The 12,228-nt window shown below is 64.4% G+C and carries 11 protein-coding genes and 1 other RNA gene; 4 read left to right on the top strand and 8 right to left on the bottom strand.

Annotation, left to right across the window (positions count from 1 at the left end; all coding sequences use genetic code 11):
* Nucleotide 1: 1 nt before the first annotated feature.
* From WKW77_RS00060 to dnaX, 6 genes are all read right to left on the bottom strand, one after another.
* Nucleotides 2-817: an ABC transporter ATP-binding protein gene (locus WKW77_RS00060; RefSeq protein ID WP_340354789.1), complete on the bottom strand. Its 816-nt coding sequence runs from the start codon at nucleotides 815-817 to the stop codon at nucleotides 2-4.
* Between the two features lie 48 nt (nucleotides 818-865).
* Complete coding sequence (locus WKW77_RS00055; RefSeq protein ID WP_422823091.1) at nucleotides 866-1,903, bottom strand: ABC transporter substrate-binding protein; 1,038 nt, start codon at nucleotides 1,901-1,903, stop codon at nucleotides 866-868.
* Between the two features lie 112 nt (nucleotides 1,904-2,015).
* Nucleotides 2,016-2,129: an MAPEG family protein gene (locus tag WKW77_RS00050; protein WP_340354788.1), complete on the bottom strand. Its 114-nt coding sequence runs from the start codon at nucleotides 2,127-2,129 to the stop codon at nucleotides 2,016-2,018.
* Nucleotides 2,130-2,331: 202 nt separating this feature from the next.
* Nucleotides 2,332-2,922, bottom strand: coding sequence for a recombination mediator RecR (recR, locus tag WKW77_RS00045; RefSeq protein ID WP_340354787.1), 591 nt, complete (start codon nucleotides 2,920-2,922; stop codon nucleotides 2,332-2,334).
* A 14-nt stretch (nucleotides 2,923-2,936) separates the two neighbouring features.
* Nucleotides 2,937-3,269 (bottom strand): YbaB/EbfC family nucleoid-associated protein, encoded by a 333-nt coding sequence (locus WKW77_RS00040; protein ID WP_340354786.1) that lies wholly within the window; start codon nucleotides 3,267-3,269, stop codon nucleotides 2,937-2,939.
* A gap of 37 nt (nucleotides 3,270-3,306) precedes the next feature.
* Nucleotides 3,307-5,136 carry a DNA polymerase III subunit gamma/tau gene (gene dnaX / locus WKW77_RS00035; protein ID WP_340354785.1) on the bottom strand — a complete coding sequence of 610 codons (1,830 nt, stop codon included), beginning with the start codon at nucleotides 5,134-5,136 and terminating at the stop codon, nucleotides 3,307-3,309.
* Nucleotides 5,137-5,246: 110 nt separating this feature from the next.
* Here dnaX and WKW77_RS00030 point away from each other — a divergent pair, with 110 nt between their 5' ends.
* The 4 genes from WKW77_RS00030 (at nucleotide 5,247) to WKW77_RS00015 (ending at nucleotide 9,311) form a co-directional block, all read left to right on the top strand.
* Complete coding sequence (locus WKW77_RS00030) at nucleotides 5,247-6,368, top strand: M12 family metallopeptidase (protein WP_340354784.1); 1,122 nt, start codon at nucleotides 5,247-5,249, stop codon at nucleotides 6,366-6,368.
* 23 nt (nucleotides 6,369-6,391) lie between these two features.
* An RNA gene (gene ffs / locus WKW77_RS00025) (signal recognition particle sRNA small type) lies at nucleotides 6,392-6,488 on the top strand.
* Between the two features lie 136 nt (nucleotides 6,489-6,624).
* Nucleotides 6,625-8,298 (top strand): DUF6538 domain-containing protein, encoded by a 1,674-nt coding sequence (locus WKW77_RS00020; RefSeq protein WP_340354783.1) that lies wholly within the window; start codon nucleotides 6,625-6,627, stop codon nucleotides 8,296-8,298.
* Nucleotides 8,299-8,429: 131 nt separating this feature from the next.
* Nucleotides 8,430-9,311 (top strand): TIR domain-containing protein, encoded by an 882-nt coding sequence (locus WKW77_RS00015; RefSeq protein WP_340354782.1) that lies wholly within the window; start codon nucleotides 8,430-8,432, stop codon nucleotides 9,309-9,311.
* Nucleotides 9,312-9,434: 123 nt separating this feature from the next.
* On the opposite strand, the gene WKW77_RS00010 is transcribed toward WKW77_RS00015, so the two are convergent.
* A complete protein-coding gene (locus tag WKW77_RS00010; protein WP_340354781.1) occupies nucleotides 9,435-10,298 on the bottom strand; it encodes an antA/AntB antirepressor family protein in 864 nt (287 codons plus the stop codon).
* 77 nt (nucleotides 10,299-10,375) lie between these two features.
* Nucleotides 10,376-12,049, bottom strand: coding sequence for a hypothetical protein (locus tag WKW77_RS00005; protein ID WP_340354780.1), 1,674 nt, complete (start codon nucleotides 12,047-12,049; stop codon nucleotides 10,376-10,378).
* Between the last annotated feature and the right edge of the window lie 179 nt (nucleotides 12,050-12,228).

Raw genomic sequence — 12,228 nt, 5'->3', positions numbered from 1 at the left:
GTCAGGCCGCCTTCTTCAATTGCTGCGCGTAACCCTTCAGGACTTCATCGCGAAGCACGGCCCAGATCTGCGAATGCAGTTCGACGAATCGTGGATGCGTACGAACCTCGGCCACGTCGCGCGGACGCGGCAGGTCGATCTCGAACTCGCCGATCGGCCGCGTGGCCGGCCCCGCGGACAGCACGACGACGCGGTCGCTCATCGCGATGGCCTCGTCGAGGTCGTGGGTGATGAAGAGCACCGCCTTCTTCTTGCTCGCCCAGAGCGCGAGCACCTCGTTTTCCATGAGTTGCCGCGTCTGGACGTCGAGCGCGCTGAAAGGCTCGTCCATAAGAATGATGTCCGGGTCCAGCGCCAGCACCTGCGCCAGCGCCGCCCGCTTGCGCATGCCGCCGGAAAGCTGGTGCGGATAGCTGTCGCCGAAGCCCGCGAGGCCCACGCGCGCGAGCCACTCGCTGGCCAGTGCGCGCGCCTTCGCTTCGGGCATGCCGCGGTACTGCAGGCCGAGCATCACGTTGTCCATCGCACTGCGCCAAGGCATGAGCGCTTCGCTCTGGAACATGTACCCCGCGCGCGCGTTGATGCCTTCGAGCGGCCGCCCAAAGACCTTCACCTCGCCCGATGAAGGTTCGAGAAGGCCGGCACCCACGTTGAGCAGCGTCGATTTGCCACACCCCGTCGGCCCCACCACCGACACGAACTCTCCCGCGCGCACGCGCAGGGTGGCATCCGCGACGGCCGTGTAGCGCTGCGCCCGGTCGTCCTTCGCGCGGAAGATGCAACTGATGTTCAAGAGTTCGAGTGCGTGGTCCACCATGAGGTCAAATAAAAAACCCGGCCGGAGCCGGGTTGCTGGACGCGCAAGTCAGGCCTTGAACCTGTCCTTCGCACGCCGCGCAAACTCGTTGGTATAGAGCTTCGAGAGGTCGATCTTGTCGGCCTTGACCGTCGGGTCGAAGCTCGCGATGGCGTTCAATGCGGTCTTCGGCCCGTCTGCCGGAACGATCCCGTCGGTGGCGATCGCCTCGCGCACCTTGTCGAACGAAGCGAGATACAGCGCCCGGTCGCCGAGCAGATAGGTCTCGGGCACCGTCTTGATGATGTCCCCCGGCCCTGCCGTCTGCAGCCACTTGAGGCCATGCACGATGGCATTGGCCAGCGCCTGGCAGGTGTTCGGATGCTTCTGCACGAACTCCGAGGACGCATAGAGGCATGCCGCCGGCATCAGTCCGCCGAATACGTCCTGCGTACCCTTGAGCGTGCGCGTGTCGCTGATGATCTTCACGTCGCCTTTCTGCTCGAGCATCGTCATGACCGGGTCAGTGTTGCTGATGGCATCGATCTGCCCCGAGCGCAGCGCCGTCAATGCGCCGGCCGCAACGCCCACGCCGATATAGCTCACGTCGCTGGCCTTGAGTCCACCCCGCGAGAGGACCAGGTTCGCCACCATGTTGGTCGAGGAACCGGGCGCGGAGACACCGATCTTCTTGCCCTTGAGATCGGCGACACCGCCGTAGGCCGGCATGTTCTTCGTCGATACGCCGATCGCGATCTGCGGTGCGCGCCCTTGCAGTACGAAGGACTGGAAGTACTGGTTCTTGGCCTGCAGGTTGATGGTGTGCTCGAAGGCGCCGGAGCACACGTCGGCGGATCCGCCCACGACCGCCTGCAGCGCACGTGAGCCGCCTGCGAAATCCGAGATCTCGACTTCAAGGCCTTCAGCCTGGAAGTAGCCGAGCTGCTCGGAGATGGTCAGCGGCAGGTAGTAGAACGCCGCCTTGCCCCCGACGGCGATCGAGATCTTCGACTTCTCCAGCTTCGGCTGTCCATGGACCAGCGGCGCCCCGATGGCAGCGGCTCCCAGTGCCGCAGCGACGGTGAAGGTACGGCGATTGAGCAGCATGGATGACGACGCCTGAGGCTCTGTTTTCGTGGTTCGAAACGAGCTTAGGGGCGCGGTTGGGCGCCTGCATCGGGAACATCCCGTGCGGGTTTTTACGTAAACATGAAGACCTCTATCGGCCCGCGAAGAGGATCGCGATGTTCACCAGAAAGCCCAGCGCCCACACGGCGCTGCGCACGGTTCCGATGCCCCAGATATACACGCCGATGTAGACAACGCGCAGCACCACGTAACGCGAGGGTCAGCATGTCGAGAGTCGCTGCCGGCTGCCCCATTCGCACGGGGCCTTGTTGTCCTTGAGACCGAATGCGCCGGCCTTCGCGATGTAGGCCGAGATATGGGGCAGCACCGCAGCGGCCAGGACACACCAGTAGGCCAGCGTCAGATGGGGGAGGCTATGCGCGCGTCTCCTCGCGATGACTTTTCGCTCAGCGACGATCGACCAGTGCGTGCGCAATGGTGCCCAGGTCGACGTATTCGAGCTCGCTGCCGGCCGGCACGCCGCGCGCCAGGCGCGTCACCGTGAGGCCGCGCTGCTTGAGCGCCTCGCCGATGACATGCGCGGTCGCCTCGCCTTCGGCGGTGAAGTTGGTCGCGAGGATCACTTCGCTCACCGTGCCGTCGAGGGCGCGCTCGAACAGCTTGGCAAGCCCGATGTCCTTGGGCCCGATGCCGTCGAGCGGGCTGAGCTTGCCCATCAGCACGAAGTAGTAGCCCTTGAACGCGCCGGTGCGCTCGAGTGCCGCCTGGTCGGCGGGCGTCTCGATCACGCAGAGCTTGGTCGCATCGCGGCGCGGATCGCTGCACACGTTGCAGATCGCTGCTTCCGTGAAGGTGTTGCACCGAGAACAATGCCGCACGCTGCTCGCCGCCTGCTGCAGCGCGCGCGCGAGCATCTGCGCGCCCTCGCGGTCGTGCTGCAGCAAATGGAAGGCCATGCGCGAGGCCGACTTCGCACCGACGCCGGGGAGCCGGCGCAATGCATCGACCAGCGCATCGAGCGAGCCGGAATCCGCCATTCAGGCTCGCGCGCTCAGAACGGCAGCTTCATGCCGGGCGGCAGGCCAGGCATGCCGGCTGCGAGCTTGCCCATCTTCTGCTCGCTGGTTTCCTCGGCCTTGCGCACCGCGGCGTTGAAGGCGGCCGCCACGAGGTCTTCGAGCATGTCCTTGTCGTCGGTCAGCAGGCTCGGGTCAATCGTGATGCGCTTGACGTCGTGCTTGCACGTCATCACCACTTTCACGAGGCCGGCACCCGATTCGCCTTCGACCTCGATCGTGGCGAGCTCTTCCTGTGCCTTCTTGAGGTTGTCCTGCATCGCCTGCGCCTGCTTCATGAGGCCGGCCAGTTGTCCTTTGTTGAACATCGTTGGTCCTGTCGATCGTTGAAAGAAATTGGAAACACTAGGCGGGTCGAAGCGTGCCCGGGACGATCCTTGCGTCCCACTCGCGCATCATCGATTGCACGTCTGGATCGTTGCGTATCGCCTCTTCGGCGACGCGCTGGCGCTCCTCGGCAGCCTGCTTGTTGCGCCGCGCCGGGCTGTCGACGACGCTGCCGATCTCGATCACGATTTTCACGTCATGGCCGAGGGCCGCAAGCGCCGCCTGGACCTTGTCCCGGCTGCCCGACTGATTGAGCGATTCTCGCTCGACGCGCAGCAGCCACTGGTCGACGTCGCGAGCGACCAGTTGCGACTGCAGCGCAAGCTCCCGCGCCAGCGCCGCAATGGATTCGGCCGCCACCATCTGCGTGACTGTGGCGTGCCAGAAATCCCCCTCCTCACTGGGCGGGATCGGGTGCGATGCGGCCGAAGCCGTCGATTCGCCCTCACGCGCACCCGCAGGCGGCTGAACGCGCACGGGCACGGCCATGACCTGGGTCGGGGCCGGCCCGGGCTCGTCGATAGCCCTCGGTCGCGGCGAAGCCGCTGTATTGAGCGCCGGTGCATCGACCACCGGCAGACGATGGCCCGGCCGCGCAGCAGGCGCCGCCGAATCCACGCGCGGGGGCGCTTCGGCCACTGGCGGCGCGGCTTCCGCGGGCGCGACGCGCGCAACGGGCACCACCGGTGGTTCGCGCCGCGGCGCTTCATTCAGAGTTTTTTTTTCCTCGGCGACCGACCCGCTTGGCTTGAATGCCAGCAGCCGCAGCAGGACCATCGTGAGCGCCGCGTATTCGTCGGGCGCGAGTCCCAGTTCGGTGCGGCCGTGCAGGCACAGGCTGTAGAGCAGTTGCGTCTCGTCGGCCGGCATCAGCGCAGCGAGGCGGGCCGTTTCGGCCGCATCGGGGTCGCCACCCGCATCTGCGCCCGCGCGCGAGGGCACGGCCTGAAGCACGGCCATGGCCTGCAGCACCGCCGTCATTTCCTCGAGCGTCGACGCGGCCGACAAACCGTCGCGCCGCAAGCCCTCGGCCGTTTCGACGACGGTCTTGCCGTCGCCCTGAGACAGCGCCTCGATGAGCCTGAACACATGGCCCCGGTCCACGCTGCCCAGCATGTGGCGCACGCCGCCTTCCTGGAGTTCGCCGTTGCCGAAGGCGATCGCCTGGTCGGTGAGCGACAGTGCATCGCGCATCGACCCCCGCGCGGCACGCGCAATCAGCCGCAGCGCCTGCGGCTCGGCGGGGACCGACTCGGTCTGCAGCACGCGCGTGAGATGTTCGAGCACGGTCTCGGGCGCCATCGGCCGCAGGTTGAACTGCAGGCAGCGCGACAGCACGGTGACCGGCACCTTCTGCGGATCGGTCGTCGCGAGCACGAACTTGAGGTACTCCGGCGGCTCTTCCAGCGTCTTCAGCATCGCGTTGAAGGCGTGCCCGGTGAGCATGTGCACTTCGTCGATCATGAAGACCTTGAAGCGGCCCTGCACCGGCTTGTAGACCGCCTGTTCGAGCAGGGCCTGCACTTCGTCCACGCCGCGGTTGGACGCCGCATCGAGCTCGGTGTAGTCGACGAACCGGCCCGCGTCGATGTCCCTGCACGCCTGGCATATGCCGCAGGGCGTGGCGGTGATGCCGCCCTGACCGTCGGGGCCCTGACAGTTGAGCGATTTGGCAAGAATGCGCGAGACGGTCGTCTTGCCGACGCCGCGCGTACCGGTGAAGAGATAGGCGTGATGCAGGCGCTGCGAGGTCAGCGCGTTTTCGAGCGCCTGCACGACATGCTCCTGCCCCACCATCTCGCTGAAGGTTTTCGGACGGTGTTTGCGAGCGAGCACGAGATAGGCCATCGGCGCATTTTAGGTCGCCCGCCCGGGCGCCCCGGCCACGAACTAGGCCATCTTTCAGATGGAAATCCCGACTGCGTGTCCTAGCATGAAATCCGTTGGAGGAGACCACCATGGCCACTGCATCGCGCAAGTCCGCAGGCACCGCCGTCGCCCGGACATCCCCGCCCGCCGAGGACACCGGCCCGCGCCGTTACTGCGCCCAACCCATCCAGCCGCTGCGCCAGTTCGAAGTCGGCATGCCCGCCGGCCGCACCCGCGCCATCCTGGCTGCGAGCAAGAAATGGGTGAGCGGCACGCAGATCACCTACTACTGCTTCAAGAGCGGCGACTCGGTGCCCGCTGCATGGCTCGGCGGCAATGCGGACGTTGGGGTGGTCGCCGAGGCTTTCGATACCTGGGCCAAGCTGGGCATCGGGATCGGCTTCCGCCGCGTCAGCACGCCGGAAGACGCCATGGTGCGAATCGGATTCAACCCGAACGACGGCTCGTGGTCCTACGTGGGCCGCGACGTGCTCAACATCAAGTCGCTGCAGGAACGCACGATGAACTTCGGCTGGCCGCTCACGACCGCGTACGGCCGCGACACCGCGCTGCACGAGATCGGCCACACCATCGGCCTGGAGCACGAGCACCAGAACCCCAACGCCGGCATCACCTGGAACCGGCAGGCGGTGATCGACTACTTCAAGGGACCGCCGAACAACTGGGACGACGCGCAGATCGAGTGGAACATCCTGCGCAAGATCCCGGCCTCGGAGATCAAGGGAACGACCTGGGACCCCGATTCGGTCATGGAATACCAGTTCGACGCCGGACTGATCGACGCCCCGGCCGCCTACAAGGCGGGGATCAAGCCGAAGGGCGGCCTGTCCGCCGCGGACAAGTCGTGGGTGCTGGCTTCGTATCCCGGCGTCAAGGCACCTGACGTTCCGGCACTCACCGTCGGACTGTCGCAGTTGCTGAAGCTCAACGCCGGCGAGACACGCGTCTTCGATTTCTCGCCGCCCCGCACGCGCACCTACAACATCGGGACCTTCGGCACGTCCGACACGGTCCTCGTGCTGTTCGAGGTCACGCCAGCCGGCAACGTCCAGATCGCCGGGGCCGACGACAGCGGCACGGATCTCAATGCCAAGGTCAGCATGCGCCTGCAGAAGGGACGGCGCTACCAGATCGGGGTGCGGCTGTACTACGCCGATGCGGCGCTCGAGACCTCCCTGATGGTGTGGTGAATCGTCGCCTACAATCGTCGGTTGACGGGCCTCCCCGCATGGTGAAGTGGCCAACCGGGTCAGGTGGGGAACCAAGCAGCCCTAACTGCGTAGCCAGTGCCGGGGGTAAGGCTCGTCATCTTCATTCCAAAAAGCCGTGAGTTCTGAAGAACTTACGTGCTATCAAGGACTTACAAGCTCCTCCCTGTATCACCTAGCTGTGTCACTTCCTCGCAACAAGCGCGGCGGAAAACCCGCCACGAACACGGGAAACGACATGGCAAAGGTGCCCGCACTGAACCGCAGGGGTTCTCGATACTTCGTTCGCATCGTCATCCCCGACGACCTCCAGAAGGTCTACGGAAAGACACGTGTAAATCCCGCTTTGGGGACCGGCGACTACCGCGAGGCAACCCTTCTGGCGACCATAAAGCGGGCCGAATGGGGTGCGGAATTTGAAGCCAAGCGGAGCGAACTGGCGCCGTCCGCAATCGATGCGGTCACCCCTGAGCTTGCCGCTCTCCTTGCCGAACGGGTTCGCGCTTTCGTTCTGGCAGACGATGACCGGGTGCGCTCCGACCTGCCGTTGCTGGCTGAGATGGTCCACATCCGCCGCGAACTGAGGCGCCGCGATGCAAACCCTTTGCTGATCCCTCAATGGGACCTGCCTGAGCCCCGCATAGATGACCTGAGCGGTGCCACCGCAGAGGAGCGCCAAGAGCTGGAGGGCCTGAATGCCTATCTGGACGGCAAGGCCGCGATTGCGCAGGCAGGCGGGGACCTCCGCACTGTTCTACCCCTCGTGAAGGCCGAGGCGGCAAAGCTCGGGGTCTCATTCGATGCCAAGACACCGGGCGCTCGGGGTGCCCTGCTCGCGTGCCTGAAGGCTTACCGCACGGCGCACAAAGAGGTGACCCTGAGGGATGCCGGGGAGGTAGTCGATACGCCTGTGGTCTTCGCAAGGCCCGAAGCCCTGAAGCCCGTCAAGCCGCGAACGCTGCGTGACGTTTTCGACAAGTGGAAGACCTCCGGCGACTCGGCACGCTCCGCCGATTCCATCGGGGCCTACGACCGCGCCCTGAAGCAATTCGAGGGGCAGCACAAGGGCCTCCCCCTGGAGGGCGTCACACGGGAGATCGGCGACGCCTACCGAACGTGGCTCCGGGAAAACTGCGCTACGCCGAAGACCGCACGTGACCGTCTCACCGCTATCAAGTCCCTGCTGAAGTACGCGCATGAGACCCTTGAATGGGTCCCCAAGCAGCCTTGGCGAGGCTTGGACATCAAGGCCCCGACGACGAACAAGCGCCGACCGTGGACCACGGAGGAACTGAAAACGCTGTTCGCCGCACCGCTGCACACCGCGTATGCCCTTCCCGAGGCCCGCTATGGGGGCCGGGAGGCTGCGTACTGGATTCCCCTCTTGGGGCTCTTCACGGGGACCCGCCTGGGGGAACTCTGCCAACTGCGGACGGCTGACGTGCAGAAGGTCGAGGGCATCGATGTGCTGGTGCTGACGAACGAGGGCGAGGGGCAGAGCATCAAGAGCGATGCCGGCCATCGCAGTGTCCCGATTCACAGCGAACTCATCCGGCTCGGGTTCCTCAAGTACGTTGAGGCCATCAAGAAGACCCGCGGCGACTCCCTATGGCCCGCCCTGCCGCTGCGCAAGGGGAAGCCGAGCGACTTCTTCGGCCGTTGGTTTGGCGACCATTGCAGGGCATTGGGGCTCGCGCCCACCTTTCATTACCTTCGCCACACGGTGCGCCCGCTGATGCGCAAGGCGGGTCATAGCGAGGGAACCATGGACAAGGTAACCGGGCACAAGACCGTAGGCAGCATCGGGACCGTGGTTTATGACCATCGCACGCTGAGCGAGGTTCAGGAGGCCGTAGAGGCGATCCAGTACCCTGCCCTCAAACTGGCCGTTGTGGGGCCTTACGGGGCCTGAGGGTCGCCTTCGGCGGCAGAGGCCCTGACCTTCGAAGGCTCCGTGACGGCAGCAGTCCGGGAAGGCGGTGCCTGAGCATGGCCCCGGTCTCGGCTTTTATGATCGCGACTCCTTCGGCTTCTGGAAACCAAGTGGCAACAAGAAAAACAGGCTCGACCAGCCTGCCTCCCCCCCTGGAACTGACGATCGCTCACGACGCCGCCAAGGCTAGGCTGCAAGAACGGATTGCAAAAGGCATGGAGATCAAGAGAGGGTCGGTGCGTTCCCGCGAGGAATACGAGCACCTACAAAATGAGTTCTACAAGTGGGATGCATTCAATACGGAGTTGCTCAAGCGCACCTTCACCACCACCGAACTCGCGGATGAGTACAGCCACTTTGTCGGCCTGCTCAGCGTCGGCGGCGTGGACACCCTCGGCGAGATGATTGCCGACCTGTTCAAAGACATTGACGGCAAGATACATCGGATCGATTCCATCATTGAGAGGCTCGAACTGATCCCCATGGCGGGCAGCGCCGCCGTAGCTGAGTCAGCGACTCGCAGCGATCGACCGGCCTCGAAGGTCAGCAACAAGGTGTTCGTTGTCCACGGACGCGATGAGGTCGCCAAAACAAACCTTGAGGTCTTCCTGCACGAGAACAAGCTGGAGCCCATCGTGCTACATCGTCAGGCAGACGAAGGCATGACCATCATCGAGAAATTTGAGAAGCACGGCGACGTGGGTTACGCATTCATTCTCCTCACGCCGGATGAGATTGCGTACCTCGCTGCGGAAGAGGTGAAACCGGATGCGGAGCGCCGGAAAGAGTTCCGCGCACGTCCAAATGTGATCTTTGAGTTTGGCTACTTCGTGGGACGTCTGGGAAGGGCGCGCGTCTGCTGCCTTTACACCGGGGATGTCGTCATCCCGAGCGATCTGAGCGGCATGGTTTACAAGCGGTACGAGAGGAGTATCGAAGAGGTGGCCTATCCGATCCTCAAGGACTTGAGGGCCTCGGGCTACAACGTCTAGGCCGACCTCCGTAGGGGCGCCCGGAAGATGCCCTTGAGGGGGTCCGACAGATACTCTCAGGGACGCTATCATTTTGATAGCAAAGCCACAGACGATAGGAGCGAGCTTCCGCCCGCCCCCAGATCAATGCGCCGGCGTCCGTGTCTGGTACTTGCCGGGGGCGACCTTTCCGCCATAGGTCGGCGTGAGGAACCGCACTAGCACGTCCTGGTTGTTGACCAAGCCCGATCCAATGGCCGCGAGGGCCGATTCGTAGCATTTGGCGTATAGGGCTGCATCAGCGGTATCGAGAACATCCCGAACGCCGCGCCCGAAGGTCTCCCTCCACCACCCCGCCCGGTGCCCCGTGAGGACGAAACACACGGTGTCCTTGAGGCGCTTCTCGCGTTCCGTTGCTTTGGGTCGGACGGCGGCTTTTGGAATGCGGCCTGCCTTGGCGTCATCACCGGCCCGCCTGCGCATCATGTGGGTGACCTCTCGATCCGTCTCCACGATGGCCGTAACGCGAACCCCGAGGTGGACGGCGAGCCGTTGCGCGAGGTCTTCCATGTCCAAGAAGTAATCCCGGATGTCGGCGCCCTCGCGGGTGTTCGCCATCATGGCAAGCTGCGCAGCCACGTAGCGACTCAGCATGTAGTCTGTGCGAGGCGTCCCTCGGGCTGGAACCGTTAGAGCGGAAATTTCCGCGCTTAATTCGCCCGCCGCCAGCAGCGGCTTGATGTAGGCCGCAGCCCAATCACGAAAGCGCCTGTGCGGCTTGCCGATGCGCTCCCACAACTTGCGAGCGTCGAGGCATGGCGCCCTGCGGTCTTCGACCAGCGGCAGCACACGGCGAACTCGAATGATGCGCTCTGCTTGCGAAGGTGTCAGCCCGAGCGTGAGCATGGTGGAAGTCGGCACCGTGTTGATGGTGCTGATGAGGGAGCGCCCATCGCGAACGGCGCCCCGGGATGACGAGCTTGCGCCCATCAATGTTGAAGTGTTCATGACGTAGAAATGGAAAGACCCCACACGGCAACCGTCTGAGGGTCACCATGTGGGGTCTGGTGGGGGAGCCGCGAGGGCTACGGTTGCCGCTGGCCCGGTCGGGCGCTGCGGTCGGGATTGGTGATCCCGCTGAAGTCGATCTCCGGCAGGGGGCCGGGGGCACGGGGCGTGAGGGCCTCCATCGTGCTGACCGTCTTCTTCATCTCAGCCTTCCGCGTGGCGTGGCGTTGCTCGTCCGCGGCCTTCTGCTTGGCGTCCGGGCGCTTCGAGATGGCATCCATCACGTCCGCCTGTTCCTTCGTCGCGTACCACTTCTGGATGTTCTCCTTCGAGTACACCGCGAGGGTGTTGTCCGCATTGGTCAACGGGACGGCGCCGACAAACGCCTGATAGGCACGCGAGGCGGGGTTCCATTCGAGGCGAACATCCTGGGGCTTCCCATATTGCTCCTTCGCGCGGCCCTTGGGGACCTCGTTGATGAACCGCTCGAACCACTCCTCCTGCGTCTTGGACGGGGGACCCATCGGCATCTCCGAACGGAGGTACACCGTGCCGTTGATCTTCGCTGTAACCGCAGGGTTGGCGAGGTACTTGAACGATGCCTCAATGGCGGAGGGCGCATCCGGGTACTGCCCGCTATGCACGAGTAGTTCCGAGTAGCGGCGCAGGGTGCCGGTCATCTGCGCGGTGTTCGCCACGGTGTTGTCGCCCCACAGGCGCTGCGCCCAGTCGAACTTGTAGAAGGGGTCCGCCTGAATCTTGCCGACTTGCGAGCGCACGCCCTTCACCAGCTTGTCCACGTCCGAGCCTTCGACCACAGGCATGTCCACGGCGGTAGCGAGCCCTGCGGCATCGTCCACGCTGCGGCCCATCTTCGTGAGGAACGCGATGTTGTCGAAGCGGTTGTATTGCTTCTCGGGCATCAGGGTCTTGGCGTAGTCCCCGTAGAGGTTCAATTGCTTGAACAACTCCAGGCCCGCCTTCCCGGCATCGTTCAGTTGCCCCCGCGGTTTCCCGTTGGAGTCCACCCCGATGGTGTTGAGGTTGAAGAACGATGCCTGAATCGTCGCTTCCCAGTTCGGGTTCTTGAGCCCGTTCTGTGCGAAGAAGCCCACTTGCTGATCGAAGGGCATCCCTTGGGTGCGGCGCACGGCGATCTTCTCGGCCATGTCCTGCACGTCCTTGTCGGACAGGTCCTTGGGCTCCCCGTGCTTGTCCAGCACCTGGGGCTTGTTGGTGCCCATCACGGTAGGCAGTTGGCCGTTCACGAGGGCCGCTTCAACCCGCCGCTCGGCCTCCGCTTGGGATGCCTGAATGGCGCCCGCCATGGACGACTTGTAGAGCTCGTTCTGCTGACGGGCGAGAGCCGCCATGTTGGCCCGCTCGATGGAGTGGACGGTGGCCGCGGAGATGTAGTCCTTGTTGCCCGGGGCGGTGTGCCAAGCGTTGAACTTCTCGGGGTTGAGTTCCCCGTTGTCCGCGGCTCGGTAGAAGGGCAGGACCTCATCATCGATGCGCTTGCGCTGCTGACCATCGAACACCGTGGTGGCGTGGTTGAGGAACGTCTGGGCCTTCGCCTCTCCGAGGAAGCCACGGACCTTGCCGATGCCCTCCATGTCGGTATCGAAGAAAGCGTTGAGGAGGTCCTTGCGCCCCGAGCCAGCCATGCGGGCGACCATCTCGCCCATCGCACCCTTCGCGGCGGAGTCCGGCAGGGTCTTCGTGTGGCGCATCAGTTGGTACTGCGACATGAGTTGCGCAGCGGCCTCCTGAGGGGTGCCCTTGAAGTCGTCCGCGGAGACCGCGTTCAGGGAGTTCGCTAGGGATGGTCTGCAGAACGTGATCTGCGGACGCGATTGAATGAACCCGACGATGACGATGCATCCGCTTTGCTCATTCGAGCAAGCTCGGCATCGTTTTGCTGGGCAGC

Origin of the sequence: Variovorax ureilyticus, from assembly GCF_037889935.1 — a bacterium.
Classification (GTDB): Bacteria; Pseudomonadota; Gammaproteobacteria; order Burkholderiales; family Burkholderiaceae_C; genus Variovorax; species Variovorax ureilyticus.
Note: the sequence above shows the minus strand (reverse complement) of the source record. Positions and strands in the feature narration are given on the sequence as shown.